Raw genomic sequence first — 26,650 nt, forward strand, 5'->3', positions numbered from 1 at the left:
TCCATCGCGCGCCGTTGTCGTGCAGCTGCAATGCCGGCGTCAAGCGGACGTAAGCCACGCGTCGAAAACCTGCTGTCCGGGCACCGTGACGCGCAGCACGCGCGGTCGGTCGGCGCGCTCGATCCAGCCGTGCGCGCAGAAGCTTTCGAGCAGCGCCGCGCCGAGTGCGCCGCCGAGATGCGAACGCCGCTCGCTCCAGTCGAGGCAGCCGCACGCGAAGCGGCGCCGGCGCGTGCGTTGCTGCGCGACGTCGATGCCCCATTGCGCGAGCGCCTGCGTGCCGAGTTCGGTGGCCTCGATCGCGTCGCCGTTCGCGAGCAGCCAGCGGCGCGCGGTGAGGCCGTCGAAGATGCGTACCGCGAGCTCGCCGGCCATGTGGTCGTAGCAGGTGCGTGCGTAGCGCAGTTCGGCCGGGACCGTGCGCGACGGCGGCGGAACCGGGCGATGCGGCGCGGCCGCGCGGGCGACGTTCGCCAGCGCTTCGAGCGAGGCCGCGATGTCGGCCGACGCAATGCGGTAGTAACGATGCCGGCCGCGCACGTCGAGGGCCAGCAGGCCGCCCTCGGTCAGGCGCGCGAGGTGCGCGCTGGCCGCGGACGGCGACAGCCCCGCGATCATCGTCAGTTCGCCGGCAGGGCGCGCGCTGCCGTCCATCAGCACCCATAGCATCGCGGCGCGGCCGGGATCGGCGATCAGCGCGCCGATGCGGCTCAGGCCCGGAAAATGGTGGTCGTCTTGATCGGTCATCGTCGTGTCTCGTCGAGCGGGATGAGGGCAGTGTAGTCCGGATGCGCACTCGATGTTTCGCTCTCGGATGAAATGTCGGATGCAGCGCGCCGCCCCCTGCGCGGACCGAACCGCAGCCCGTTGCAGGGCACGCGTAGAATGGCCGGACGCGGCGGCAGCGGGCCGCCGCCTGAGACGCGATGCAACGATGAAGACGATTTTCTGTGTGTTGGCGGCGGCGCTCGTGTGCGCCGCCTGTGCACCCGGCGGCGCGGGCGTGACCGGCGAGCGCGGCGGCAGTATCGAGATGTACGGAACGATCGACCAGGGCGTCACGGTACGCCGTTGACCGGCGCCGGTCCGGCGCGAGCCGGCATGGCCGCCGCAGCCCCGCCACGCGGGGCTTGCCGCGCCGCGTTGCCGCAGTGCAACGTATAATGGCCCGATGACGGCGCCCCTGCCGCCTGGAGCCAGAACAATGCCTCAACCGTCCCCCGTGCCGGCTGCCCTCGACCGCACCGAAACCGTATTCCGCTTCCTTGCCGAGCCTTCGTCCGTGAACTTCGGCGGCAAGGTGCACGGCGGCGCGCTGATGAAGTGGATCGACGAGGTCGCGTATGCGTGCGCGGCCGTCTGGTCGAGCCGCTATTGCGTGACGGTCAGCGTCGGCAACATCCGTTTCCAGCGTCCGATCCTGGTCGGCAATCTGGTCGAGCTGAAGGCGCGCGTCGTCGCGACGGGCCGTACCAGCATGCACATTCATGTGTCGGTGCACGCCGGCGATCCGAAGGGCGGCGTGCTGCGTCAGACGACCGATTGCCTCGTCGTGTTCGTCGCGGTCGACGAGAACGGCAACCCGGTGCCGGTGCCGCCGTTCGTGCCCGAAACCGACGAGCAGCGGGTGCTGGCGAAATACGCGGCCGACGTGCGGGCCGCGCTCGACAAAATCGTCGAGATGAAGCCGGAAGAAGTCGCGAAGGGCACCGTCTGAGTGCCGCGGGCGCCGCGCGTCGTGCGCCGCGCCCGCCGTCCTGCCGTTACCGCGTGCCGATCATCTGCTCGGGGCGCACCCACGCATCGAATTCCGCCTCGGTCAGGTAGCCGAGCGCGAGCGCGGCCGCCTTCAGCGTCGTGCCTTCCTTGTGCGCCTTCTTCGCGATCTGCGCGGACTTGTCGTAGCCGATGTGCGGATTGAGCGCCGTCACGAGCATCAGCGATTCGTTCAGCAACAGATCGATCCGCGCGCGGTTCGGCTCGATGCCCACCGCACAGTGATCGTTGAAGCTCTGCGCGCCGTCGGCGAGGAGGCGCACCGACTGCAGCACGTTGTGCGCGATCATCGGCCGGAACACGTTCAATTCGAAATTGCCGCTCGCGCCGCCGACGTTGACCGCGACGTCGTTGCCGAACACCTGGCAGCACAGCATCGTCACGGCTTCCGACTGCGTCGGGTTCACTTTGCCCGGCATGATCGAGCTGCCCGGCTCGTTTTCCGGAATCGACAGCTCGCCGAGCCCGCAGCGCGGCCCGCTCGCGAGCCAGCGCACGTCGTTCGCGATCTTCATCAGGCTGGCCGCCACCGTCTTCAGCGCGCCGTGCGCGAAGACCAGCGCGTCGGCGGCGGCCATCACCTCGAACTTGCTCGGCGCGGTCACGAACGGCAGCTTCGTCAGCCGGCCGATCTCGTCCGCCACGCGCACCGCGAACTCCGGATGCGCGTTCAGCCCCGTGCCGACCGCGGTGCCGCCGAGCGCGAGCTCGTACAGGTGCGGCAGCGCCGATTCGACGTGACGGATGCCGTGGTCGAGTTGCGCGACATAGCCGGAGAACTCCTGGCCGAGCGTGAGCGGCGTGGCGTCCTGCAGGTGCGTGCGGCCGATCTTCACGATGTCGGCGAACGCCTTCGACTTCGCGTCGAGCGTCGCGCGCAGCGTGCGCAGTGCCGGCAGCAGGTGATTGACGATCGCATACGCGGCCGCGACGTGCATCGCGGTCGGGAACACGTCGTTCGACGACTGGCCGCGGTTCACGTCGTCGTTCGGATGCACCTTGCGCGCTTCGCCGCGCTCGCCGCCCATCAGCTCGCTCGCGCGGTTCGCGATCACCTCGTTGAGGTTCATGTTGGTCTGCGTGCCGGAGCCCGTCTGCCACACCGCGAGCGGGAATTCGCGCGGATGCCGGCCGGCGATGATCTCGTCGGCGGCTTCGATGATCGCGCGCGCCTTGTCGTCGGCGAGCACGCCGAGCGACTGGTTGACGGCCGCCGCGGCGCGCTTGACGATCGCGAGCGCGTGGATCAGCTCGGGCGACTGCTTCTCCGTCGAGATCCGGAAATTCTGCAGCGAGCGCTCGGTCTGCGCGCCCCAGAGCCGGTCGGCCGGCACGGCGATCTCGCCGAACGTGTCGCGTTCCATCCGAACTGCTTCGTTCATGATGCACTCCTCCAGGAAAGGGGAAAGGCCGCGCGCCGTCGCGCGGCGTCAGACGTAATCGGACGTATCGTGAGGCAGTCGCGCCGCTCGCGCGGCGTCTCGATGGCTATCGACAAGCATAGCGCCGACCGCGATTTTGCGTCGTGTCGCGCCTAGCGCGCCGTCGCGATGAGCGAGGTGGTCTTGCGGTGAAAGCGCCATGCCATCAGTGCGGCGACACTCGCCAGGCCGGCCGCGAGCCCCCACCACAGGCCGCGCGCGCCCAGGCCCGCGTGGAATGCGAACCAGTAGCCGGTCGGGAAGCCGATGCCCCAGTAGCCGAAGGTCGCGGCGAGCATCGGGATGCGCGTGTCCTTCAGGCCGCGCAGCGCACCCGACGCGACGGTCTGCATGCCGTCGACGATCTGGAACACCGCGGCGATGCCGAGCAGCGACGCGGCGAGCGACACCGTGGCCGCGTTGGCCGGGTCGTCGAGGTGCAGGTACAGGCCGACGATCGTATGCGGCGCGACGATCATCACGAGGCCCGACAGCGACATGAAGCCGACGCCGAGCGCGAGCGCGACGAAGCCCGCGTGCCGCGCGGCGACGGGCGAGCCCGCGCCGATCCAGTAGCCGACGCGAACATTGGCCGCCTGGCCGATCGCGAGCGGCACCATGAACGACACCGATGCGACGTTCAGCGCGATCTGGTGCGCGGCGAGCGACGTCGCGCCCAGCACGCCGACCGTGAGGCCGGTGGCGAGGAACAGCGTCGATTCGACCCCGTACGTGATCGCGACCGGCCAGCCGATGCCGATCAGCTCGCCCATCACGGGCAGCTTCGGGCGCGCCGCGGTCACGAAATGGCGGAAGCGCTGCCGGCCGTGCAGCAGCCAGATCAGCGCGAGCGCGGTGAGCCAGATCGTGATCGTCGTCGCGACGGCCGAACCGAGAAAGCCGAGGCGCGGCAGCCCGAATGCGCCGTGGATCAGCCCGTAGTTCAGCACGCCGTTGACGCCGACGCCGCCGATCGACACCCACAGGAGCCGCCGCGCGGCGCCGATCGCCGGCAGGAACGCGCGCATCAGCCCGACGCCGATCAGGCTGCCGAGCGCCGCGAAGCGCAGGATGCCCGTGTATTCGCCGACGTGATGCGCGAGCAGCGGCGGCTCGTGGAACATCAGCAGGATCGGTTCGGCAAGCGACAGCGCGACGATGGCCGGAATCGCGAGCAGCACGGACAGCGCGAAGCCCGTCCAGTAGATGTGCGGCACGCGATCCTCGGCCTGGGCGCCGCGCGCATGCGCGACGCTCACGCTGACCGACGACAGCACGCCTTGCAGGATCGTCACGATGACGAAGAAGAAGTTCGCGCCGAGCCCGCCCGCCGCGAGCGAATCGGGGCCGAGCGAACCGAGCAGCACCGTGTCGGTGACGCTCATCGCCATCTGGGAAAGTTGCGCGATCGCGAGCGGCGCGGCGAGGCGTGCGGTATCGGCGGCATGACTGGACAGGGACGGCGGCGCGGCGGCCGTCCTCGTAAGACCGGAATGCGACATGGAATGGGCGCTCGCGCGGGTGCGGGCCCGCGCTATATGTATTTATTTTGAGAGACGGCTAGCTTACGGCTTTATTCGTACCGTGTCGAACGCGCGCGCCGATGGCCATGTCGCGGGCAGGGGGAACCCCCGCGAGCGCTAGGCCTCGCGTACCGCGATGCGCGTGTCGCCGAGCAGCACGACCTGGCCCGCGCGGATCTTGCAGGTCTTGCGAAGCTCGATCGCGCCGTCCACTTTCACGGCGCCGGACGCGACGATCAGCTTCGCGGTGCCGCCGCTGTCCGCGAGACCGGTGATCTTGAGAAGGTTGTGCAGCTCGACGTATTCGCCGGTCAGCGTGAAATCCAGATTGGGCATGACGAGGAAGGGGCGCTACGCGCGGGAGGAAACGCTCCGCATCATACGGCACCGCGCGCCCGCACGCGAGCGCGGGCGGCCGCCGGCGGATGTAAAGGACTGTGAGCGATTCGTCAGCAAATGAAACGGTGGGTAACAGTCTGAGAGATTCGCGAACCGGCCGTGCGGGCGGCCGGTCTTCTGTCGTACCTGCTGCGTGTTGCGGCGGGGACGCGACGGGCCGCATCGCTGCGGTCCGGACGCACAACTTCTTGAGGAGAATTGCCATGTCCAAGATTCGTACGATGCTGATCGGTGCCGCGCTGACGGCGTTCGCCACTTCGGCCGCATTCGCCCAGACGGGCACGACGGCGCAAGGCGCAGCCGGCGCCGGCGTGCAGGCGCAGACGCCGGCGGCGGGTGTCGGTGCGGGCGCGCAGGGCGGCGCCGGCGCGAACGCGTCGGGCAATGCGACGGGCGGTGCGACCGATGCGGTCGGCGCGGCGGCCGATGGCGCGAAGGATACGACGTCGTCGGCCGTTCATTCGGCCAAGAAGCATACGAAGCATGCGGCGAAGTCGGCCAAGGGCCATGCGGGCTCGGCCAAGGCGAAGGCCGACGAGGCGACCGAAGGCGGCGCATCGGTCGGCGCGCAGGGCGGTGCATCGGCGCAGGGCGCCACGCAGTAAGCGTGTCCGACGCCGTCGCGACGCGCGCCTGGAGCGGCGCGTCGCGACGGCAATCGTCAGGCGGCCCGGTTCGCTTCGCGCGACCGGGCCGTTTTCGTGGGGGGATGCGTTGCGCGGGACGAGCGCGGTCAGGGCCGGCGCTGGCCTTGCCCCTGTCCCTGGGCCGGCCGTGCGACGGCCGGCGTGAACACGCTGCGAAGCCAGGCGGCCAGGCGCGCGAAGACGTCGTACGGTTCCTCGACGAAGATCTCCGGCTTCAGCAGCCGCAGGTATTCCATGATCTGCTGCGCTTCCTGCTTCTGGAACGAGCCGTGCGCGAGCCCGAGCCGCAGCAGCCCGCGCAGTTCGCCGAGCTTGTCGCGTGCGGTGCTGCCGACGCTCATCTCGCACGCGAGCTTGGCCTCGTAGATCCGCTGCCGCAGCGATTCCGCGAGCCGCCACGCAGGTGTCTGCATCAGTTCCTCGAGCGTCTGGATGTCCTGCGCCGCGCTCTTGATCTGCGACGCGAGCGGGTCGATCAGCGACGCGTCGCCCTGCGCTTCGGCGACGATCGCCTTCGCCCAGTCGCGACATGCTTTCGCGAGTTCGTCGGGGGTCCATTCGGAGCGCGACGCGAAGCCGAAGCCGAATTCGCCGGCCTGCCGCATCAGGATCGCGACGACGTCCGGAAATTCCTTGTCGAGCGTGCGCTTGGCCCACGCGTACTGGCCGCCCTGCAGCATCCGCTGCACGGCGTGCTCGGTCAGCGGCACCATGTTGTCGAGCAGCTTGGCGCGCAGGAAATCCTCGAACGACGGCGTCGCGAATTGCGGGTCGAGTTTCAGCGACACGCGGACGAACGCATCGTAGTCCTTGCGCAGGGACTCGAGCGTGTCGTCCTTGAGGGAAAGGGTGATCTGGCCCATGAATCGTCTCGATGGCGGCCCGCGCAAGCCGGCGCCGGCGCGGCGCACCGGGAACGGGGCACGGCGTCGATCGACCGATGCGCGCCGGGGCCGGTGGCGGGTCTTCCTCTCCTATATCGGCGCACCGGGCGGAAACTTGAGCGCGCGCGACGCAGCCCGCGCTCAGGCGGGCGGCCAGTGCGGCAGTACGACCCCTTGCCACAGGAAGAACACCGCGAGCCCGGCGGCGATCGTCACGAGCGGGCGGCGGGTCGCGGCCGATACGAGCACGGCCGCGAGCGCGCCGACGAGCTGCGGGTTTCGCCAGGTCAGCTCGGCCGTGCCGCCGTGCGGCGAGACGGTCATCGGTACGATGATCGCGGTCAGCACGGTGACCGGCACGAAGCCGAGCGCGGTCCGCACGAGCGGCGGGAACGCCAGCCGCTCGCCGAACAGGAACAGCGTCGAGCGGATCGCATACGTGATGACGGCCATCCCGAGGATCAGCAGCGCGTAACTCACGATGCCGCCTCCGGGCGGGAGCCGGCGCGCGTGCGATCGTGCAGCAGCGTGAGCGCGACGCCGACCGCGACGCCGGCGGCGACCGCGCCGAGTAGCCCGAGCTTGTACGGCCAGCCCTGCCAGAAGTACGCGAGCGTGCCGGCCGTGGCGGCCGCCGAGAAGTAGCGCAGCGTGCCGAGCTGCGGGACGACGATCGCGATGAAGGTCGCCGCCATCGCGAAATCGAGGCCGAGCGACTGCAGGCCCGGGAATGCCGTGCCGAAGCCGATGCCCGCGAGCGTCCAGACCTGCCAGTTCAGGTACATCGCGAGCCCGGAGCCGAAAAAGTAGTGGGGGCCGATCGTACCGGGCGGGTAGTGCCGGTAGTGTCCGTAGGCGACCGCGAATACCTCGTCGGTCATCAACGCGCCGAGCGTCGCGCGCCAGCGCAGCGGCAGGTGGGCGACATAGGGCGCGAGCGTCGCGCTGTACAGCAGGTGGCGCAGGTTCACGATCAGCGTCGTGGCGAGCACGACGGCGAAACTCGCGCTGCCGGCGATCAGGCCGAGCGCGATGAACTGCGCGGAGCCCGCGAACACCGCGAGCGACATCAGCGCGCCGTGCCAGGCGGCGAGCGGGCCGCCGCCGACGAGCGTGCCGAAAATCACGCCGAACGGTGCTGCGCCGATCATCATCGGAATCGTGTCGCGTGCGCCGTCGAGCCATTCGTTGAGCGGGCGGCGCGGGGGCGATGCGGGTGTCTCGTTCAAGAAGCGCTCCTCCATGAGGGGGAGGATAGCGGGCCGGTGGCGAGCCGGCTTGTATGTTCTTGCGCCCGCCGCAGCGGCGCCGGTTCGCGTGTCGGCCGGCGCGGGGCGCGGGCGCGGCCGACGGTTGCGGGAAGCCGCGCGTCAGCTTGCCTGCCAGCGCCCGGGCGGCACGCCGAACATCCGTTTGAAATGCCGCGTGAAGTGGCTCTGGTCGACGAAGCCGCTGGCCGCCGCGACATCGGCGACGGGGATGCCCGCGCGCAGCGGCGCCAGCGCACGCTGCAGCCGCAACTGGTTGCGCCATGCATGCGGCGGCATGCCGACCGTACGGGTGAACAGGCGCGCCGCGTGAAACGGCGACAGGCCGGCCGCCTGCGCGACATCGTCGAGCGTCACCGCGCCCGTCAGATCGGCGGCGAGCCGCTCGCGCATCGCGTCGACGCGCGGTTCGTCGGCCGCGAGCGGCGCCGGCTGCGGCCGCACGTCGGCGTGGCGCGCGATCAGCGTCGACAGCGCGTCGAGCATCGCGGTTTCGGCGGCGAGCGGATCGTAGATGCGCGGCGCGCCGGTGGCGGGACCGTCGGCCGCCGGGTCGCCTGCCGCCGAAGCGCCTGCCGGCTGCCCGGACGCATGCGACGACAGCGCGCGCTCGCTGCCGGCTTCCAGCATCCGGTGCGCGAGCGTGAGCCGGGCCGCGAGATCGGCGTCGCGGATCACGTCGGGCGCAAACCACGGCGCATCCTGCGGGCGGCCCGCGATCGAACCGGCGAGGTCGCGGATGAATTCGACCGGCATGTAGCTGACGCGATAGCACCAACCCTCGTCGGCGGCACGCGACCCCGTATGGACTTCGCCGGGATTGATCACGGGCACGGTGCCCGTTTCGGCGACATGGCCGGTGCCGCGATAGGTGAAGCGTTCCGCGCCTTCGAGAATCACGGGGATCGTGTACGCGTCGTGCCAGTGAGGCGCGAACGCGTGATCGCGATAGGTGGCCGTGAGGAGATCCGCGTCCGGCACGAGCGGCGTGCGCCAGTAGCGTGCGGAATCGGGAAGGCGGGTGGCGGACATGATCGGGCGCGGGAGCGGTCGAACCGAAAGTGTATCGCCCGCGCGCCCGGCCGGCGCGGGCTTACTTGACCGGAATCGTCGTGCCGGCCGGCATCGGCACCGCGGTGACGGCGTTCTTCGGGCTGCCGCTGACGATGCGGTCGCTGTAGGTCAGGTAGACGATCGTGTTGCGTTTCTTGTCGACCACGCGCACGACGTGCAGCGTCTTGAAGATGAACGACATGCGTTCGCTGAACACGTCGGTCTGCTGCTTGAGCGGTTCCTTGAAGCTGATCGGGCCGACCTGCCGGCACGCGATCGATGCCTCGCTCGGATCCTCGGCCACGCCGAGCGTGCCCTTGATCCCGCCGGTGCGGGCGCGCGACACGTAGCAGGTCACGCCGTTCACGACCGGATCGTCATAGGCCTCGACGACCACGCGATCGGAGCCCGTGACGCGGAAATGGGTATTGACGCTGCCGACTTCCTCCGCCTGCGCGAACGGCGCTGCAGCGAATGCGGAGAGCAGGAGGGCGACGGGGGCGGAGCGCAGGAGGCGATGCTTCATCGACGGAACCGGATGAGAATGCGGGACAGAGACTCTAGCATGCGCATGACCGGGCCACGAAAGGCCACGAAAAGCAGAAGGGCGGAACGGCGGCCGAAAAAACAAAAGGCCCGTCGAATGACGGGCCTTTCGCTATTTGGCTCCCCGACCTGGGCTCGAACCAGGGACCTACGGATTAACAGTCCGGCGCTCTACCGACTGAGCTATCGGGGAATAAATCGGTACATCTGCGTGTTGCTCGTTCAACAAAAAACCCGTCCACTTTCAACGGGCCTTTGCGTTTTTGGCTCCCCGACCTGGGCTCGAACCAGGGACCTACGGATTAACAGTCCGGCGCTCTACCGACTGAGCTATCGGGGAACAAACAACAACAGCAGAGAAACGAGATTGTATGGAGTGTTCGCTAACCTGTCAATACTTTGGAGCCGCGGCGAATAAATTTTTTTTCAGTCGCCGCCGTGCGATCAGCGCTCGAGCAGGTGCAGCTTGTCCTGCACGTCCTTCCACTCGTCCGCGTCGGCGGGCGCCGGCTTGGTCTTCGTGATCGACGGCCAGTTCTTCGCCAGCTCCGCGTTCAACGCGGTGAACTGCTGCTGGTCGCCCGGAACGTCTTCTTCGGCATAGATCGCATTGGTCGGGCATTCGGCGACGCACACGGCGCAGTCGATGCACTCGTCCGGATCGATGGCGAGAAAGTTGGGACCTTCACGGAAGCAATCCACCGGGCACACATCCACGCAATCCGTGTATTTGCACTTGATGCAGCCTTCGGTCACAACGTGAGTCATTAAAACGCTCCTGCTTGGCGGTATATATGGGGTGGCGTTTGCGCCAAAAGCGGCATTGTAACTGAAGCGCAAAACCCGCATCGCGTGGTCGGCTATCCGGCTTATATCGTTTCGTGATTAGTTTATGGGCGGCGCAACGCGGACACAACCGCGCGCCGCGCACGAGCGTGATGCGGCACGGCGGAGGGCGGTTTCGCGATGGTCCGGCACGCATTCGGGTAACATGACCGACAGACCGGGCGGCGCGCGGTGCGTCGGGGCCCGGTCACGATATTGGCGCTGCCGTCATCATGATCATCACTTCGCTGCTCGACACGGATCTCTACAAGTTCACGATGATGCAGGTCGTCCTGCATCACTTTCCCGCTGCCAACGTCGAATACCGTTTCCGGTGCCGCACGCCCGGCGTCGATCTCGTGCCGTACATCGACGAGATTCGCGACGAGGTGCGCGGCCTGTGCTCGCTGCGTTTTTCCGACGTCGAACTCGACTATCTGCGGCGGATGCGCTTCATCAAGAGCGACTTCGTCGACTTCCTCGCGCTGTTCCACCTGAACGAGAAGTACATCTCGATCGCGCCTTCGCCGAAGGGCAACGGCGAGATCGACATCGTGATCGAAGGGCCGTGGCTGCATACGATCCTGTTCGAGATCCCGGTGCTCGCGATCGTCAACGAAGTCTATTTCCGCAACACGCAGCGCGAGCCCGACTATCGCGAAGGCCGCGAACGGCTGCGCGAGAAGATCAAGCTGCTCGGCGCGAAGCCCGAATTCGCCGACTGCAAGATCGCCGACTACGGCACGCGCCGACGCTTCTCGAAGGTCTGGCACGAGGAAGTCGCGCTCACGCTGCGCGACGGGCTCGGCCCGCAGTTCGCGGGCACGAGCAACGTGCTGTACGCGATGAAGCACGACATCACGCCGCTCGGCACGATGGCGCACGAATACCTGCAGGCGTGCCAGGCGCTCGGCCCGCGGTTGCGCGATTCGCAGATCTACGGCTTCGAGATGTGGGCGAAGGAGTATCGCGGCGACCTCGGGATCGCGCTGTCGGACGTCTACGGCATGGACGCGTTCCTGAACGACTTCGACATGTACTTTTGCAAGCTGTTCGACGGCGCGCGCCACGATTCGGGCGATCCGTTCGACTGGGGCGAGCGGATGCTGCGCCATTACGAGGCGAACCGGTGCGACCCGCGCACCAAGGTGCTCGTGTTCTCGGACGCGCTCGACATTCCGAAGGTCATGCAGCTGTACGAACGGTTCCGCGGCCGCTGCAAGCTCGCGTTCGGCGTCGGCACCAACCTCACCAACGATCTCGGTTACGTGCCGCTGCAGATCGTGATCAAGATGGTTCGCTGCAACGGCCAGCCGGTCGCGAAGCTGTCGGATTCGCCGGGCAAGAGCATGTGCGACGACAAGGCGTATCTCGCGTACCTGCGCCAGGTGTTCGGCATCGCGCAGCCGGTCGAGGAAGACGCGTCGAAGTAGGCGCCGGCCGTTCGGCCGAAGGTGTGTCGCAGCAGGGGCGGCCGGTATAATCCGACGTATTGCACGTAACGTCACGAGGACCGTTCATGGACACTTCCGCTGCCCGTCGCCAGATCCTCGCGCGCATCCGCGCGGCGCAGGGGCGCGCGGCCGAACCCGATGCAGCGGAGCGCGACGGCGTCGCCGACTACCTTGCCCGTCATCCGCAAGGCCCGCGCCCGCCGGCGCCGGCCGACCTCGTCGCCGCTTTCGTCGACGAAGCGCAGCGCCTGTCGACCACGGTCGACGAAGTCGCGACGCTGGCCGACGTGCCTGCCGCCGCCGCCCGCTATCTTGCCGCTCACGGCCTGCCGGCGCAGGCCATCGCGTGGCGCACGCTGGCCGATCTCGACTGGGCCGCCGCCGGCCTGTCTGTCGAGTGCCGCAAGCCGCGCGACGGCGATCTCGTCGGCCTGACCGGCTGCTTTTGCGCGACCGCCGAAACGGGGTCGCTGGTGTTGCTGTCCGGCCCCGACACTTACGCATCGGCCGGTCTGCTGCCGGAAACCCACATCGCGATCGTGCCGGCGTCGCGCATCGTCGCCGGTCATGAAGACGCGTTCGCGCTGATTCGCGCGGAGCGCGGCGAACTGCCGCGCGCGGTCAATTTCGTGTCGGGCCCGTCGCGCACCGGCGACATCGAGCAAACGATCATTCTGGGTGCACACGGTCCGTACCGCGTGCACGCGATCGTCGTACGGGGCGCATGACGGGCCCGCTGCCTTCACCCTTATTTCGAACAAGGAAGTTCCGCATGAAACGACATGCCGCCTGGGCGGGCATGGCGTCGGGAATCGCGCTTGGCGCCGCTCCCGCGCTCGCATCGGCCGCCACGCTCGACGGTTCCACGCTGTCGGCGCTCTGGGGTATCCCGTTCGCCGGGATTCTGCTGTCCATCGCGCTGTTCCCGCTCGTCGCCCCCGTGTTCTGGCATCACCACTTCGGCAAGATCGCGGCCGGCTGGGCGATCGTGTTCCTCGCGCCGTTCGCGGTCGCGTTCGGCGCCGGCACCGCGTTCGGCACGCTCGTGCATGCGCTGCTCGAGGAATACATTCCGTTCATCGTGCTGCTCACCGCGCTCTATACGGTCGCGGGCGGCATCTGCGTGAACGGCAATCTGCATGGGTCGCCGAAACTGAATACCGCGATCCTCGCGCTCGGCACGCTGCTCGCGAGCGTGATGGGCACGACGGGCGCCGCGATGCTGCTGATCCGGCCGCTGCTGCGCGCCAACGACAACCGCAAGCATGTCGTGCACGTCGTGATCTTCTTCATCTTCCTCGTCGCGAACGCGGGCGGCTCGCTGTCGCCGCTCGGCGATCCGCCGCTGTTCCTCGGCTTCCTGAACGGCGTGAGCTTCTTCTGGACGACCACGCATCTCGCGCTGCCGATGCTGTTCATCTGCGCGGTGCTGCTGACGCTGTTCTTCGCGCTCGATACGTACTTCTACCGGAAGGGCGGCGAGGAGCGGCCGGCCGCGCTCGATCCGACGCCCGACGGCGCGGCGCTGTCGATCGACGGCAAGATCAACTTCGTGCTGCTGGCGGCCGTGATCGCGCTCGTGCTGATGAGCGGCGTGTGGAAGCCGGGCGTCTCGTTCGACGTGTGGGGCACGCACGTCGCGCTGCAGAATCTCGTGCGCGACGTCGCGCTCGTGGTGGTGACGCTCGCGTCGCTCGCGCTGACGCCGCGTTCCGCGCGCGAGGGCAACGCGTTCAACTGGGCGCCGATCGAGGAAGTCGCGAAGCTGTTCGCCGGCATCTTCGTGACGATCGCGCCGGTGATCGTGATCCTGCGCGCGGGGGCGGACGGCGCGTTCGCGCAGATCGTCCATCTCGTCACGGGGCCCGACGGCAAGCCGATCGACGCGATGTACTTCTGGGCGACCGGCATCCTGTCGTCGTTCCTCGACAATGCGCCGACCTATCTCGTGTTCTTCAACCTCGCGGGCGGCGATGCGCAGACGCTGATGACGACCGGCGCATCGACGCTCGCCGCGATTTCCGCCGGCGCGGTGTTCATGGGCGCGAACAGCTATATCGGCAATGCGCCGAACTTCATGGTGAAGGCGATCGCCGAATCGCGCGGCGTGAAGATGCCGAGCTTCTTTGCGTACCTCGGCTGGGCGCTCGTCGTGCTGATACCGGTATTCCTGCTCACGTCCTGGCTTTTCTTCCCGGCGTAAGCTGACGATTTTCAACCCCGAGCGGGCGGTCCCGGCGGCGCGCGGCGCTACGACCCGTCCGCGGCATGCGGAGATGGCGATGCAGAAGATCCTGGTCGCGCGTCCGATCTTTCCGGACGTGATCGAACGGCTCAAGCAGTATTTCGAAGTCGACTGGAACGACGGCGACGCGCTCGCGCCCGACGCGCTCGCCGCGCGTCTGGCCGACAAGGACGGCGCGCTGACGGCCGGCGACCCGGTCGGCGCGGCCACGCTCGCGGCCGCGCCGCGCCTGCGCGTCGTGGCGAACATGGCGGTCGGCTACAACAACTTCGACATGGCCGCGTTCAACGCGGCGAACGTGCTCGGCACCAACACGCCCGACGTGCTGAACGAGTCGACCGCCGATTTCGGCTGGGCGCTGATGATGGCCGCCGCGCGTCGGATCGCCGAATCCGAACACTGGCTGCGCGCCGGTCACTGGCGGAAGTGGGCGTACGACGGCTTCCTCGGCACCGACATCTACGGCTCGACGCTCGGCGTCATCGGGATGGGCCGCATCGGCCAGGCGCTCGCGCGGCGCGCGCGCGGCTTCGGGATGCAGGTGATTTATCACAACCGTTCGCGGGTCGCGCCCGAGATCGAAGCCGAGCTCGAGGCCGAATACGTGTCGAAGGATGCGCTGCTCGCGCGCGCCGATCACGTCGTGCTCGTGCTGCCGTACACGAAGGAGAACCATCACACGATCGGCGCGGCCGAGCTCGCGAAGATGAAACCCACGGCGACGCTGACCAACATCGCGCGCGGCGGGATCGTCGACGATGCGGCGCTGGCCGCTGCGCTGCGGGACGGGACGATCGCCGCGGCCGGCCTCGACGTGTACGAAGGCGAGCCGAGCGTGCATCCGGCGCTGCTCGAAGTGCCGAACGTCGTGCTGACGCCGCATATCGCGAGCGCGACCGAAAAGACGCGCCGCGCGATGGCGAATCTCGCTGCCGACAACCTGATCGCCGCGCTCGGCGAGGGGCCGCGTGCGGGGCGGCCGCCGAATCCGATCAACCCTGACGTGATCGGGAAGCCGCGCGCATGACGATGACGTTGTTGCTGGCGGCGGTCGTCGTGCTGGCCGTCGCGCTCGCCGTGGCGATCGTCGCGCTCGTGCGCGGCGGCGGCCGCCACGACGACGTGGCCGTGCTCGGCGACCAGATCGAGGATGCCGCGCATGCGCAGGCGCGCGCGGTCGAGCGGCTCGAACGCGAATTGCGCGGCGAGATCGTCGACAATGCGCGCGGGTCGCGTACCGAGCTGGCCGGCAGCTTCGCCCAGTTGCAGCAGACGCTCGCCGCGCAACTGACGAGCGTGGCGACCGTGCAGAACAGCCAGATCGAGGGGTTCGCGCAGCAGCTCGGCAAGCTCGTCGCCGGCAATGCGCAGCAGTTCGACGCGATGCGCGAGAGCTTGCAGCGCCAGGCCCAGCAGGCGCGCGAGGAACAGACGGGCGCGCTGCGGCTGTTCGGCGACACGCTGAACCGGCAGCTCACGCAACTGACGGAGGCGAACGATCGTCGGATCGGCGAAGTGCGTGCGACGCTCGAACAGCGGCTGAAGGAAATCGAGACGAACAACGCGGCGAAGCTCGAGGAGATGCGCCGCACCGTCGACGAGAAGCTGCACGCGACGCTCGAGCAGCGGCTCGGCGAATCGTTCAAGCTCGTGTCGGACCGGCTCGAACAGGTGCATCGCGGGCTCGGCGAGATGCAGACGCTCGCGGCCGGCGTCGGCGACCTGAAGAAGGTGCTGACCAACGTGAAGACGCGCGGCACCTGGGGCGAAGTGCAGCTCGAGGCGCTGCTGGAGCAGATGCTGACGCCCGACCAGTACGCGAAGAACGTCGCGACGGTGCCGAAGAGTACCGAGCGCGTCGAATTCGCGATCCGGCTGCCGGGCCGCGCTGCCGGCACGCGCGACGCGCCGCCGGTGTGGCTGCCGATCGACGCGAAATTCCCGCGCGAAGACTACGAGCGGTTGATCGACGCGCAGGAGCGCGCCGATGCGGTGGCGGTCGAGGAGGCGGCCCGTGCGCTCGAGGCGCGGGTGCGGATGGAAGCGCGCACGATCGCCGAGAAGTACGTCGCGCCGCCGCACACGACCGATTTCGCGCTGCTGTTCCTGCCGACCGAGGGGCTGTATGCGGAGATCCTGCGCCGCCCGGGGCTGACCGACCTGCTGCAGCGCGACTATCGGGTGACGGTCGCCGGGCCGACCACGCTCACCGCGCTGTTGAACAGCCTGCAGATGGGGTTCCGCACGCTCGCGATCGAGCAGCGCTCGAGCGAGGTGTGGCAGGTGCTCGGCGCGGTCAAGACGGAGTTCGGCAAGTTCGGCGACGTGCTCGCGCGCACGAAGGCGCAGCTCGAAACGGTCACGCGCTCGATCGAGTCTGCCGAGCAGCGCACGCGCGTGATGAGCCGCAAGCTCAAGCAGGTCGAGGCGCTGCCGGGCGATGCGGCGGCCGGTCTGCTCGGCGCGGAAGGGGCCGAAGGCGCCGACGCGGACGACGCGTGACGCGCGTTGGCGGCAACTGCCGGACGAACAAAACGGACGCCGCGGCGCCCGTTTTCGTTGACAGCGATCGCCGGCGCGGCCGGCTCGCGCTCAGTGCGCGGCGAGCGTGTCCAGCGCGTCGCCCGTCACGCGCACGATGCGCCACTCCGGCAGCACGGTCGCGCCCATCTTCTCGTAGAAATCGATCGCCGGCTGGTTCCAGTCGAGGACCGACCATTCGAAGCGCGCGCAACGACGCTCGACGGCGAGTGCCGCGAGATGACGCAGCATCGCGGTGCCCAGGCCCGTGCCGCGCTGCGACGGCTGCACGTACAGATCCTCGAGATACAGCCCGCGGCGGCCGAGGAACGTCGAATAGTTGTGGAAGAACAGCGCATACGCGACGATCGCGCCGTCCTGCTCGGCCACCCGTGCCTCGGCGGCAGGGTGCTCGCCGAACAGCGCGTCGGCGAGATCGGCTTCGGTCGCGACGAACAGATGCGTGAGCTTCTCGAACTCGGCCAGCTCGCGCATCAGCGCGAGGATCGCGCTGACGTCGCGCGGGTCGGCCGCGCGGATCAGCGGCGTGCCGCTCACGCTTCCTCCGGCGGATCGGACAGCACGATCTCGATGCCGCCGAAGCGCGACGCGACCCAGTTGTACGCATGGCATGCGATCCACAGCAGCACGAAACCGAGGATCGCGTTCAGCAGCAGCGCGCTCAGGATCGTGCTCAACTCGACCATCCCGTAACGGATATACGCGACGAGAATGCCGAGCAGCACGATCGGCACGCTGAACGTCAGGTAGACGAGGATCAGCGCCTTTGCGGTCTGCCCCGCGGCGATCGACGAGATTTGTTTCTTCATGTGCGGATTGCCCCCGTAGTGATATACCGATTGGAATTCAGATCAGGCCGTCGAGCGGCAGGATGTCGACCGGGGCGCCCGCGTCGATTGCCGCGGTATCGTGGCCCAGGACGATGAAACAGTTGGCGGCCGCGAGACCGCTCAGCGACGCGGCGCTTTGCGATCCGGCCGGCGCGACGTGCCATTGGCCGTCGGCGGCGCGCGTCGCGATGCCGCGCAGGTATTCGGTGCGGCCGGGACGCGTCTTCAACGGCTGCGTACTGAGCGCCGTGTACATCGCCGGCGGCGGCGTCTGCGCACCGGCCAGCGTCAGCAGTGCGGGGCGCACGATCGCGTAAAACGTCACGGCGGAGGCGACCGGATTGCCGGGCAGCCCGAAGAACAGCGCGTGGCCGGCGCTGTCGCCCGGGCGTGCGAGCGTGCCGCACGCGAGCGGCCGGCCGGGCCGCAGCGCGAGACTCGCGAACGTCACGTCGCCGAGCCGCGCCATCACGTCGCGCGTGAAGTCGGCTTCGCCGACCGACACGCCGCCCGACGTGATGACCGCATCGGCCTGCGCGGCGAGGGCGTCGCGCAATGCGGCTTCGAGCGCGGCCGGGTCGTCCCGGACGATCCCGAGATCGATCGTGTCCACGTGCAGCCGTGCGAGCATCGCGATCAGCATCCCGCGATTGCTGTCGTACAGTGCGCCGCGGCCGAGCGGTTCGCCGGGCTCGCGCAGCTCGTCGCCGGTCGAGAACACGGCGACGCGCACGCGCCGGCGCACCGTGACGTCGGTGACCCCGAACGACGCGAGCAGGCCCAGATCCGATGGCCGCAGGATACGGCCCGCGGCGAGCGCGCAGGCGCCGCGCGCGAGATCCTCGCCGGCCTTGCGGCAGTTCGCGCCGCGCGCGACGTCGTGTGCGGCGAACCGTATCGTGTCGCCATCGACGCGTACGCGTTCCTGCGGAATCACCGTGTCGCATCCGGCCGGCATCGGCGCGCCGGTCATGATGCGCACGCATGCATGGGCCGCCACGGCGCCGTCGAACGGATGGCCGGCGAACGCGGTGCCGGCGACCGTCATCGCGACCTCGCTCTGCGCCGACGCGAATGCTGCGCTGCTGCTGTCGAACGCATAGCCGTCCATTGCCGAGTTGTCGTACGCGGGAATGTCGAACGGCGCGCTCACGTCGGCCGCGAGCACGCGGTCGAGCGCGTCGCGCAGCGTCACCGTGTCGTACGCGTCGACCGGCGCCGCGAAGCGGCACGCGAGCGCCTGCGCGTCGGCGAGCGACAGCGGGGCATCGGGGCCGGGTGCGGTTCGGGAAGCGGGCGAGGATTGCGTGATCATCAGTCGGACTGCGCCGCGAGGCGTATCGGGTTCGTGGCCGGTGGCGCGAGGAGGGTGCCGGGGCGCGGGTTTCGCGTGTGGCGGGCGCCGGGCGGGAACGGCACGGGCCGTCAGCGGCGGGCCAGCGCGGCGAGTTCCTGCCAGGAGTTGGCATTGTAAAACGCACGCTCGTCGCGAAACTCGACTTCGACCGTCTTGTGGCGTGCGTACCACGCACGCACCTTGCGGTCGCCGGCCGTGAGCCGGGCGGCCAGGTCGTCGGCCAGCGACGTGCGCAGCAGCGCGAACGTCGGCTGCGGCGAGCGCATCTGCCGCGCGTCGACGGTAATCGCCATCGCGATGTCGGCCTGCTGCGCGTCGAGCGCCGCATGCAGCCGCGCGACGAGGTCGACGGGCAGATAGGGCGTATCGCATGGCGAGCACGCGAGCAGCGGCGCGCGCGCCGCGCGCATGCCGGCAAGCAGGCCCGCGAGCGGCCCGGGGAAGTCGGGGGTTTCGTCGGCGACGATGCGCGCGTCGAACGGCGCACCGAGTTCGGCATAGCGATCGGCATGGCGATTCGCGCTGATCAGCGTCTCGTCGACCTGCGGCGACAGCCGGCGCAGCACGTGCAGCGCGAGCGGCGTACCGTCGAGCAATTGCAGGCCCTTGTCGACGCCGTCCATGCGGGTGGCCCGCCCGCCTGCGAGCAGCAGGCCGGCGATCGACGGGGCGGACGCGGGAGCGGACATCGTGCGCGGGCGGAAAGAGCGGCGGGCGTCAGCCGCCGATATACGACATTTCGACGCGCTTGCCGGCGCCCTCGGGCGCGGCGTCGGACGATGCGCTGCCGCGCAGCTGCGAATAGCGGTCGGTGCGCGCCTGCCAGATGCGGGCGATCGCGGTCGCGATCTCGGCATCGCTTGCGCCGCCGCGCACGAGCGCACGCAGGTCGTGGCCCGCCGACGCGAACAGACACAGGTACAACTTGCCTTCGGTCGACAGTCGCGCGCGCGTGCAGTCGCCGCAGAAGGCCTGCGTGACGCTCGAGATCACGCCGATCTCGCCGCTGCCGTCCGCATAGCCCCAGCGCTGCGCGGTTTCGGCCGCCGTGTGCGGCTCGAGCGGCACGAGCGGGAAGTGTTCGGCGATACGCGCGACGACGTCCGCCGACGGCAGCACCTCGGTCATGTTCCAGCCGTTCGACGTGCCGACGTCCATGTATTCGATGAAACGCAGGATCACGCCGGTGCCGCGGAAGCGCTCGGCCATCGGCAGGATCTCGCCGTCGTTGGTGCCGCGCTTCACGACCATGTTGACCTTGACCGGCGCGAGGCCCGCGGCCTGCGCGGCGAAGATGCCGTCGAGCACGTCGGCGCTCGCGAACTCGGCATCGTTCATGCGCTTGAACAGCGCATCGTCGAGCGCATCGAGGCTGACCGTGACGCGCGTGAGCCCGGCGTCCTTCAGCGCGCGCGCCTTGCGCGCGAGCAGCGAGCCGTTGGTCGTCAGCGTCAGGTCGAGCGGGCGGCCGGCGTGCGTCGTCAGACGCGCGAGCCGCTCGATCAGGAATTCGAGGTTCTTGCGCAGCAGCGGCTCGCCGCCCGTGATGCGGATCTTCTCGACGCCGTGTGCGACGAAGAGCCGCGCCACGCGCTCGATTTCCTCGTGCGTGAGCAGCGCGCTGTGCGGCAGGAACGGGTAGTCCTTGTCGAAGACGGCGCGCGGCATGCAGTACACGCAGCGGAAATTGCAGCGATCCGTCACCGAAATGCGCAGGTCGCGCAGCGGCCTGGCGAACGTGTCGGCCAGCGTGCCGTCGGGGGCATGCGCGACGCCGGAGACGTCCGGCATCCCGCTGACGTCGGCGAGGGGAATGATGCGTCGGGACATGTTGGAAGAAGTACGGACCAGACTGCTATTTTAGCCGCAACCGGCCGGCGGGTCCGGGGGCGGAAACCCGCAGCACGGGCATGAAAAAGCCCGCCGGAGGCGGGCTTTTCCTGGTCGTGCGATGCGCCGTTCAGTGGTGCGTCGTCGTTTCGACCTGCTGCATCGGGGCCGTATCGACCGGCGGCAGCACCTTGCGCTCGCGCGGTACGCGGGCCGGGCGCGGGAGTCGCGATGCGGCTTCCTGCGCGGCCGCGAACTTGTCGGCGTCCGTGTTCACCCAGACGAGACCGGCCTGCTCCAGCACGGCATCCAGGCTCGCCGAAGCGGGCGCGGCTGCCGGTTGGGCGGGGGCGGGAGCCGGTGTCGGGGCGGGTGCCGGTGCAGCGACGGCCTCTGCCGGTGCTGCCTCGACCGGCGCCTCGACCGCCACCGGAGCGGCTTCGATCGCGACGGCCGGTGCGGCGGGCTCGACGGGTGCGGCTTGCGGCGCCTCGACAGCGGCCGGAGCGGCTGCCGGCACTTCGAACGCATCGGTCGGCGACACCGCGACCGGCGCCGGGCCTGCTTCCGCCGCCGCCGGTGCGACCGGTGCCGGTTCGGCTGCCTGGACGGCGACGACGGGCTCGGCCGGTGCCGCTTCGGCTGCCGGTGCCGGCTGCGCTTCGACGGCGGCCGGAGCGGCATGCTGCTCGGCGACGGCTTCCACTGCGACCGCACTTGCCACGGCCGCGACGACTGCCGGTGCGGCCGTGTGGGCCGGCTCGGCTGCGACCGGTGCATTCGGCGTCACGGCTTGCGCGGCGACGTCGCCTTCGGCGCCTTGCTCGGCCTGGTCGACTGCGCCATCTTCCTCGCGCTCGCGACGACCGCCGCGGCGGCCGCGACGGCGACGGCGGCGTTCTTCGCCGTCACGTGCGCCGGCTTCCGCATCGGCTGCCGGCTCCGCGCCGGGCAGGGCTTCTGCAACGGCCTTGTCGGTTTCCGGTTCCGGATGGTTTTCGCCGCGGGTGACGGTTTCGAGCGTGGCCGCATGCTGGATCGGCTTGCGGCGTTCGCCGCGCTCGCGACGCTCGCCGCGTTCCTGGCGCTCGCCGCGGCCGGCTGCTTCGACGCCTTCCGGCTGTTCGACACGCTCGCGCGGTTCGCGGTTTTCGCGCGGTTCGCGCGGCTCACGGCCTTCGCGCGGCTCACGGCCTTCGCGCGGACCACGGCCCTCGCGACCCTCGCGGTTTTCGCGACCTTCGCGGTTTTCCCGGCCTTCGCGCAGTTCACGACCCTCGCGCGGCTCACGGCCTTCACGCGGTTCGCGCACTTCCTTGCCTTCGCGTTCCTGGCGTTGCGGCTGGCCACGGCCCGCCGCTGCCTGGTCGCGGCCGCCTTGCGCCTGCTGGGCGCCGCCGCGACGGTTGCGATTGCGATCGCCGCCGCGCTGCTCGGTCTTTTCGGTGCGCTCGCGCGCCGGACGGGCTGCCTGCTCCTTCGCCGGTGCCGGTGCGACCGGTGCGGGTGCCGGTGCCGGCGACACGCCGAACAGCCCCTTCAGCCAGCCGATGAAGCCACCGCTTGCCGCGGCGACGGGCGCCGCCGGAGCCGCAACGGGCTCGACCGGACGCTGCGGGGCCGGGCTCGGCGCCGGACGCTCGGGCGTGATGCCCTTCACCGCGGCTTCCTGCTTCGGCTTCACTTCGGCCGCACGCTTGCTGTAGCCCGTTTCCGACTCGAGCTCGCGGGCCGCTTCCTCGGCCATCTTCCAGGACGCGCGCGGATCGTCGAGGCGCGCGTCGTCGTGACGCAGGCGCTCGAGCTTGTAGTGCGGCGTATCGAGGTGCTTGTTCGGGATCAGCACGATGCCGACCTTGAAGCGCGACTCGATCTTGTTGATTTCCTGACGCTTTTCGTTCAGCAGGAAGGCGGTCACCTCGACCGGCACCTGGCAGTGGATCGCCGCGGTGTTCTCCTTCATCGCTTCTTCCTGAATGATCCGCAGGACCTGCAGCGCGGACGATTCGGTGTCGCGGATGTGGCCGGTGCCGTTGCAGCGCGGGCACGTGACGTGACTGCCTTCCGACAGCGCCGGACGCAGGCGCTGGCGCGACAGCTCCATCAGGCCGAAGCGGGAGATCTTGCCCATCTGGACGCGCGCGCGGTCGTGCTTGAGCGCGTCCTTCAGGCGTTGCTCGACTTCACGCTGGCTCTTCGCCGATTCCATGTCGATGAAATCGATCACGATCAGGCCGCCGAGGTCGCGCAGGCGCAGCTGGCGGGCGACTTCGTCGGCCGCTTCGAGGTTCGTGCGGGTGGCCGTTTCCTCGATGTCCGCGCCCTTGGTCGCGCGCGCCGAGTTCACGTCGATCGCGACGAGCGCTTCGGTGTGGTCGATCACGATCGCGCCGCCGGACGGCAGCGGGACCGTGCGCGAGTACGCGGTTTCGATCTGGTGCTCGATCTGGAAGCGGGAGAACAGCGGCACGTCGTCGTGGTAGCGCTTCACTTTCGCGACGTTGTCCGGCATCACGATGTCCATGAATGCGCGGGCCTGATCGTGGATTTCGTTCGTATCGATCAGGATTTCGCCGATATCCGGCTGGAAATAGTCGCGGATCGCGCGGATCACGAGGCTCGATTCCAGATAGATCAGCATCGGCTGGCCGGCGTTGCCGCTTTGCGACGCGGCCTCGATCGCGCGCCACAGTTGCAGCAGGTAGTTCAGGTCCCACTGCAGTTCCTCGGCGCTGCGGCCGATGCCCGCGGTACGGGCGATCATGCTCATGCCGTCCGGAATCTGCAGTTGCGCCATCGTTTCGCGCAGTTCCTGGCGCTCGTCGCCTTCGATCCGGCGCGACACGCCGCCGCCGCGCGGATTGTTCGGCATCAGCACGAGGTAACGGCCGGCGAGCGAGATGAAGGTGGTGAGGGCCGCGCCCTTGTTGCCGCGCTCTTCCTTCTCGACCTGGACGATCAGCTCCTGGCCTTCGCGCAGCGCATCCTGAATGCGCGCGGAGCGCATGTCGATGCCGTCCTTGAAGTACTGGCGGGCGACTTCCTTGAACGGCAGGAAGCCGTGGCGGTCTTCGCCGTAGTTGACGAAGCACGCTTCGAGCGACGGCTCGATACGGGTGATGACACCTTTGTAGATATTGCCTTTGCGCTGTTCGCGCCCGGCGGTTTCGATGTCGATGTCGATGAGCTTTTGCCCATCGACGATGGCGACGCGCAGCTCCTCCTGCTGCGTCGCATTGAACAGCATGCGTTTCATGAACGGCTCCAGGCGGCTCCGCTGCCGACGCCTCGCGGTTGTCAGGCGCGAGGGCGGGAACGACGGCAGGCCGCACCTTGTTGTGTTGTCACGAGCACGCTGGAGCGGGAACGCTGGCGGGGAGAATTGCCTGAAGAGGCGCTTGGGCCCGAAAGACGGGGCCGGCGGCCATAGGGCACCTGCGAATACGGCTTCAAAGCACGGCGTTCACACACCGCACGCTGCAAAAGCGCGCTAAGCCTGTCCGGGCATTGCCACGGGCGCGCACAATGCGTCGCGCGCGCCGACGGGCGGCAGATGCTGCGGCTTGGGCCGCAGCGGGGAGTATCGAATCCAGCCCGACTTTCCCGCTTGGGGTGTACTTCCCTGGTTTGACGTCGCCAAGCCCCGCACGCTTCGCGGGGCCAAATCGGGCGCAACGCCGTAATTTTCGCAACCGGCAGCCTGCGGACGTACTTCGCGCCGCCGGGCTGCCGATCAAATTCTTTTCAACCAACTTTCCGTTACCGCGGCGCCTTGCCGACCGAATCCGCCTGTGGGCGCGATCCTTGCCGACGGGCGGCGCCGTGCGTGCAACTTGCTGCTTCTCTTTGATTAGGGGCGAGCAGCGGACCCCCGGCGCAAGTAAAATAGCAGTTTGCGCTTGCGCCTTGCCCAATTCAGCCGGGGCCGGCCGATCAGGCCACCCACAACGTCAGGCTGGGCAAAATTATATTCAGTATGAATGAGTTAGGCAAAATATCCCAGAATTCGGTCGCAAGCGGCCAGGTATCGACGATCGAGATCGACGAAAACTCGGCCGGTCAGCGGATCGACAATTTCCTGTTGCGCGTCTGTAAAGGCGTGCCGAAAAGCCATATTTACCGGATCCTCCGCAGCGGCGAAGTGCGCGTCAACAAGGGCCGGATCGATGCGCAGTATCGCCTGGCGCTCGGCGACCTCGTCCGCGTGCCGCCGGTGCGCGTGGCCGCGGCCGACCTCGCGCGCGCCGACACGCCCGTCGTGCCGCCCGCGAATTTCGACGTGCTGTACGAGGACGACGCGATGCTCGTCATCGACAAGCCGGCCGGGGTCGCGGTCCACGGCGGCAGCGGCGTCGCGTTCGGCGTGATCGAGCAGATGCGCCAGGCGCGCCCGCGTGCGAAATTCCTCGAACTGGTGCACCGGCTCGACCGCGAGACGTCCGGGATCCTGATGCTCGCGAAGAAGCGCACGGCGCTCGTGGGCCTGCACGAGCAGATCCGCGAGAACCGGATGGACAAGCGCTACTTCGCATGCGCGCACGGCGAATGGCAGCCCGACTGGGGCCGGCGCCGCGCGGTGAAGGCGCCGCTGTTCAAGTATTCGACCCCGGAAGGGGAGCGCCGCGTGCGCGTGCAGGACGACGGGCTGCCGTCGCATACGGTGTTCAACCTCGTCGACCGCTGGTCCGACTATGTGCTCGTCGAAGCGGAACTCAAAACGGGTCGGACCCATCAGATCCGGGTGCACCTCGCGCATCTCGGCCTGCCGATCGCCGGCGACGCCAAGTATGGCGATTTCGCACTGAACAAGGCGCTGGCGCGCGCGAACGCGCAGCCGTCGCTGAAACGGATGTTCCTGCATGCGCACCGGCTGCGGCTGGCTCATCCGCTGACCGGCGAGGCGCTGCAGTTCGATGCGCCGCTGCCGGCCGAATGCCGGCGCTTTCTCGACCAACTCAGCGCATTGCGCGATACCGCCTGAACCGCATGGCCCGACAGCAATTTGACCTGATCGTCTTCGACTGGGACGGCACGCTGATGGATTCGACCGCGCACATCGCGCACAGCATCCAGGCCGCGTGCCGCGATCTCGGCTTGCCCACGCCGTCCGACGAGGCTTCCCGCTACGTGATCGGCCTTGGCCTGCGCGATGCGCTGCGGATCGCGGCGCCGACCCTCGATCCGTCCGACTACGCGCGGCTCGCCGAGCGCTACCGCTACCACTATCTGCTCGACGACCAGCGCATCGAGCTGTTCGCCGGCGTGCGCGAGCTGCTCGCCGAACTGCGCGACACGGGCTACCTGCTCGCCGTCGCGACTGGCAAGGGGCGGGTCGGGCTGAATCGCGTGCTCGACCAGTCGAAGCTGACGAGCTGGTTCGACGCGACGCGCTGCGCGGACGAGACGTTCTCGAAACCGCATCCGGCGATGCTGCACGAGTTGTCGCGGGAATTGGGGCAGGACCTGTCGCGCACCGTGATGATCGGCGACACCACGCACGACCTGCAAATGGCCGCCAGCGCCGGCGCGGCAGGCGTCGGGGTGTCGTACGGCGCGCACACGGCCGACGCGCTGGCGGCGCTCGCGCCGCGCTTCGTCGCGCCGGACGTCGGCGCGCTGGCCGCATGGCTGCGGGAGCACGCATGAGCGCGGCGCCGGACGCCGTGCGCGTGTGCGCGTCGGACGCGCTGATCGACGGCGGCGCCGGCGTGCGCGTCGACGCGACACTGCGCGGCGAGCAGGCCGTCGTGTTCTTCGTGCGCTACGACGGCCGCGCCTACGGCTACCTGAACCGCTGCGCGCATGTGCCGATGGAGCTCGACTGGGCCGAAGGGCAGTTCTTCGAGTCGTCGGGCCTCTATCTGATGTGCGCGACGCATGGCGCGATCTACGCGCCGGATACCGGCAAGTGCGTCGGCGGCCCGTGCCGCGGCGGCCGCCTGCGGCCGGTCGAGGTCGACGAGCGCGACACGCCCGACGGGCGTGCGGTATTCTGGGTGCCCGATGCCGATCTGCATCCCGCCACTCCCGCCACGACCGACTGACGACACC

Annotated in this window: 27 protein-coding genes and 2 tRNA genes; 11 read left to right on the forward strand and 18 right to left on the reverse strand. The window is 68.9% G+C overall.

The window, feature by feature from the left end:
• Nucleotides 1-39: 39 nt before the first annotated feature.
• Nucleotides 40-747 carry an ArsR/SmtB family transcription factor gene (locus WS54_RS18485; protein ID WP_034206745.1) on the reverse strand — a complete coding sequence of 236 codons (708 nt, stop codon included), beginning with the start codon at nucleotides 745-747 and terminating at the stop codon, nucleotides 40-42.
• Nucleotides 748-934: 187 nt separating this feature from the next.
• Between WS54_RS18485 and WS54_RS34000 the strand changes: the two genes are divergently transcribed.
• Nucleotides 935-1,075, forward strand: a complete 141-nt coding sequence (locus WS54_RS34000; RefSeq protein WP_179955221.1) for a hypothetical protein — start codon at nucleotides 935-937, stop codon at nucleotides 1,073-1,075.
• Nucleotides 1,076-1,204: 129 nt separating this feature from the next.
• The gene (locus WS54_RS18495; protein ID WP_023475851.1) at nucleotides 1,205-1,717 is read left to right on the forward strand and encodes an acyl-CoA thioesterase; all 513 of its coding nucleotides are present in this window, start codon (nucleotides 1,205-1,207) and stop codon (nucleotides 1,715-1,717) included.
• 46 nt (nucleotides 1,718-1,763) lie between these two features.
• Here the strand turns inward: WS54_RS18495 and fumC are convergent, their stop codons facing one another.
• From fumC to WS54_RS18510, 3 genes are all read right to left on the reverse strand, one after another.
• Complete coding sequence (fumC, locus tag WS54_RS18500; RefSeq protein WP_059779721.1) at nucleotides 1,764-3,158, reverse strand: class II fumarate hydratase; 1,395 nt, start codon at nucleotides 3,156-3,158, stop codon at nucleotides 1,764-1,766.
• Between the two features lie 152 nt (nucleotides 3,159-3,310).
• On the reverse strand, nucleotides 3,311-4,699 hold the full coding sequence (gene norM, locus WS54_RS18505) for a multidrug efflux MATE transporter NorM (protein WP_059779723.1): 1,389 nt from the start codon (nucleotides 4,697-4,699) through the stop codon (nucleotides 3,311-3,313).
• Nucleotides 4,700-4,837: 138 nt separating this feature from the next.
• Nucleotides 4,838-5,056 (reverse strand): RNA-binding S4 domain-containing protein, encoded by a 219-nt coding sequence (locus tag WS54_RS18510; protein WP_027783904.1) that lies wholly within the window; start codon nucleotides 5,054-5,056, stop codon nucleotides 4,838-4,840.
• A 266-nt stretch (nucleotides 5,057-5,322) separates the two neighbouring features.
• Here WS54_RS18510 and WS54_RS18515 point away from each other — a divergent pair, with 266 nt between their 5' ends.
• Nucleotides 5,323-5,724: a hypothetical protein gene (locus WS54_RS18515; RefSeq protein WP_059779725.1), complete on the forward strand. Its 402-nt coding sequence runs from the start codon at nucleotides 5,323-5,325 to the stop codon at nucleotides 5,722-5,724.
• Nucleotides 5,725-5,852: 128 nt separating this feature from the next.
• Here the strand turns inward: WS54_RS18515 and WS54_RS18520 are convergent, their stop codons facing one another.
• The 8 genes from WS54_RS18520 to fdxA form a co-directional block, all read right to left on the reverse strand.
• Nucleotides 5,853-6,629: a DUF4088 family protein gene (locus WS54_RS18520; protein ID WP_059779728.1), complete on the reverse strand. Its 777-nt coding sequence runs from the start codon at nucleotides 6,627-6,629 to the stop codon at nucleotides 5,853-5,855.
• A gap of 162 nt (nucleotides 6,630-6,791) precedes the next feature.
• Nucleotides 6,792-7,130, reverse strand: coding sequence for an AzlD domain-containing protein (locus WS54_RS18525; protein WP_034206750.1), 339 nt, complete (start codon nucleotides 7,128-7,130; stop codon nucleotides 6,792-6,794).
• Nucleotides 7,127-7,894, reverse strand: a complete 768-nt coding sequence (locus WS54_RS18530) for an AzlC family ABC transporter permease (protein WP_059779730.1) — start codon at nucleotides 7,892-7,894, stop codon at nucleotides 7,127-7,129. Before WS54_RS18530 ends, WS54_RS18525 begins: the two co-directional genes overlap by 4 nt.
• A gap of 126 nt (nucleotides 7,895-8,020) precedes the next feature.
• Complete coding sequence (locus WS54_RS18535; RefSeq protein WP_059779732.1) at nucleotides 8,021-8,950, reverse strand: AraC family transcriptional regulator; 930 nt, start codon at nucleotides 8,948-8,950, stop codon at nucleotides 8,021-8,023.
• Nucleotides 8,951-9,011: 61 nt separating this feature from the next.
• Nucleotides 9,012-9,497, reverse strand: coding sequence for a CreA family protein (locus WS54_RS18540; protein ID WP_034206753.1), 486 nt, complete (start codon nucleotides 9,495-9,497; stop codon nucleotides 9,012-9,014).
• Between the two features lie 137 nt (nucleotides 9,498-9,634).
• A tRNA-Asn gene (locus WS54_RS18545) sits at nucleotides 9,635-9,710 on the reverse strand.
• Nucleotides 9,711-9,781: 71 nt separating this feature from the next.
• A tRNA-Asn gene (locus tag WS54_RS18550) sits at nucleotides 9,782-9,857 on the reverse strand.
• Nucleotides 9,858-9,961: 104 nt separating this feature from the next.
• Complete coding sequence (fdxA, locus tag WS54_RS18555) at nucleotides 9,962-10,285, reverse strand: ferredoxin FdxA (RefSeq protein WP_009688972.1); 324 nt, start codon at nucleotides 10,283-10,285, stop codon at nucleotides 9,962-9,964.
• Nucleotides 10,286-10,575: 290 nt separating this feature from the next.
• Between fdxA and pncB the strand changes: the two genes are divergently transcribed.
• From pncB to rmuC, 5 genes are all read left to right on the forward strand, one after another.
• Nucleotides 10,576-11,775: a nicotinate phosphoribosyltransferase gene (pncB, locus tag WS54_RS18565; protein ID WP_059779734.1), complete on the forward strand. Its 1,200-nt coding sequence runs from the start codon at nucleotides 10,576-10,578 to the stop codon at nucleotides 11,773-11,775.
• 86 nt (nucleotides 11,776-11,861) lie between these two features.
• The gene (locus tag WS54_RS18570) at nucleotides 11,862-12,524 is read left to right on the forward strand and encodes a LutC/YkgG family protein (protein WP_034206755.1); all 663 of its coding nucleotides are present in this window, start codon (nucleotides 11,862-11,864) and stop codon (nucleotides 12,522-12,524) included.
• A 44-nt stretch (nucleotides 12,525-12,568) separates the two neighbouring features.
• The gene (locus tag WS54_RS18575; RefSeq protein WP_059779737.1) at nucleotides 12,569-13,999 is read left to right on the forward strand and encodes a sodium:proton antiporter; all 1,431 of its coding nucleotides are present in this window, start codon (nucleotides 12,569-12,571) and stop codon (nucleotides 13,997-13,999) included.
• Nucleotides 14,000-14,078: 79 nt separating this feature from the next.
• Nucleotides 14,079-15,068 (forward strand): 2-hydroxyacid dehydrogenase, encoded by a 990-nt coding sequence (locus tag WS54_RS18580; protein WP_059779821.1) that lies wholly within the window; start codon nucleotides 14,079-14,081, stop codon nucleotides 15,066-15,068.
• Nucleotides 15,065-16,543: a DNA recombination protein RmuC gene (gene rmuC / locus WS54_RS18585; protein ID WP_059779739.1), complete on the forward strand. Its 1,479-nt coding sequence runs from the start codon at nucleotides 15,065-15,067 to the stop codon at nucleotides 16,541-16,543. The genes WS54_RS18580 and rmuC overlap by 4 nt, the downstream gene beginning before the upstream one ends.
• A gap of 90 nt (nucleotides 16,544-16,633) precedes the next feature.
• Here the strand turns inward: rmuC and WS54_RS18590 are convergent, their stop codons facing one another.
• From WS54_RS18590 to WS54_RS18615, 6 genes are all read right to left on the reverse strand, one after another.
• A complete protein-coding gene (locus WS54_RS18590; RefSeq protein WP_059779741.1) occupies nucleotides 16,634-17,119 on the reverse strand; it encodes a GNAT family N-acetyltransferase in 486 nt (161 codons plus the stop codon).
• Nucleotides 17,116-17,391, reverse strand: a complete 276-nt coding sequence (locus WS54_RS18595) for a hypothetical protein (protein ID WP_006476519.1) — start codon at nucleotides 17,389-17,391, stop codon at nucleotides 17,116-17,118. The genes WS54_RS18590 and WS54_RS18595 overlap by 4 nt, the downstream gene beginning before the upstream one ends.
• Before the next feature lie 37 nt (nucleotides 17,392-17,428).
• Nucleotides 17,429-18,727 (reverse strand): molybdopterin molybdotransferase MoeA, encoded by a 1,299-nt coding sequence (moeA, locus tag WS54_RS18600; protein WP_059779743.1) that lies wholly within the window; start codon nucleotides 18,725-18,727, stop codon nucleotides 17,429-17,431.
• A gap of 110 nt (nucleotides 18,728-18,837) precedes the next feature.
• Complete coding sequence (gene mobA, locus WS54_RS18605; RefSeq protein ID WP_059779744.1) at nucleotides 18,838-19,458, reverse strand: molybdenum cofactor guanylyltransferase MobA; 621 nt, start codon at nucleotides 19,456-19,458, stop codon at nucleotides 18,838-18,840.
• 28 nt (nucleotides 19,459-19,486) lie between these two features.
• Nucleotides 19,487-20,599 (reverse strand): GTP 3',8-cyclase MoaA, encoded by a 1,113-nt coding sequence (moaA, locus tag WS54_RS18610; protein ID WP_059779746.1) that lies wholly within the window; start codon nucleotides 20,597-20,599, stop codon nucleotides 19,487-19,489.
• Nucleotides 20,600-20,729: 130 nt separating this feature from the next.
• A complete protein-coding gene (locus WS54_RS18615) occupies nucleotides 20,730-23,855 on the reverse strand; it encodes an Rne/Rng family ribonuclease (RefSeq protein ID WP_059779747.1) in 3,126 nt (1,041 codons plus the stop codon).
• A 720-nt stretch (nucleotides 23,856-24,575) separates the two neighbouring features.
• On the opposite strand from WS54_RS18615, the gene WS54_RS18625 reads away from it, so the two are divergent.
• The 3 genes from WS54_RS18625 to WS54_RS18635 are packed head-to-tail and all read left to right on the forward strand — an operon-like array spanning nucleotide 24,576 to nucleotide 26,643.
• On the forward strand, nucleotides 24,576-25,580 hold the full coding sequence (locus tag WS54_RS18625) for an RluA family pseudouridine synthase (RefSeq protein ID WP_034206763.1): 1,005 nt from the start codon (nucleotides 24,576-24,578) through the stop codon (nucleotides 25,578-25,580).
• Between the two features lie 5 nt (nucleotides 25,581-25,585).
• On the forward strand, nucleotides 25,586-26,245 hold the full coding sequence (locus tag WS54_RS18630) for an HAD-IA family hydrolase (RefSeq protein WP_034206764.1): 660 nt from the start codon (nucleotides 25,586-25,588) through the stop codon (nucleotides 26,243-26,245).
• On the forward strand, nucleotides 26,242-26,643 hold the full coding sequence (locus tag WS54_RS18635) for a Rieske (2Fe-2S) protein (RefSeq protein WP_034206765.1): 402 nt from the start codon (nucleotides 26,242-26,244) through the stop codon (nucleotides 26,641-26,643). Before WS54_RS18630 ends, WS54_RS18635 begins: the two co-directional genes overlap by 4 nt.
• The last annotated feature ends 7 nt before the right edge of the window (nucleotides 26,644-26,650 follow it).

The sequence above is a fragment of the Burkholderia sp. NRF60-BP8 genome, assembly GCF_001522585.2.
Lineage (GTDB): Bacteria > Pseudomonadota > Gammaproteobacteria > Burkholderiales > Burkholderiaceae > Burkholderia.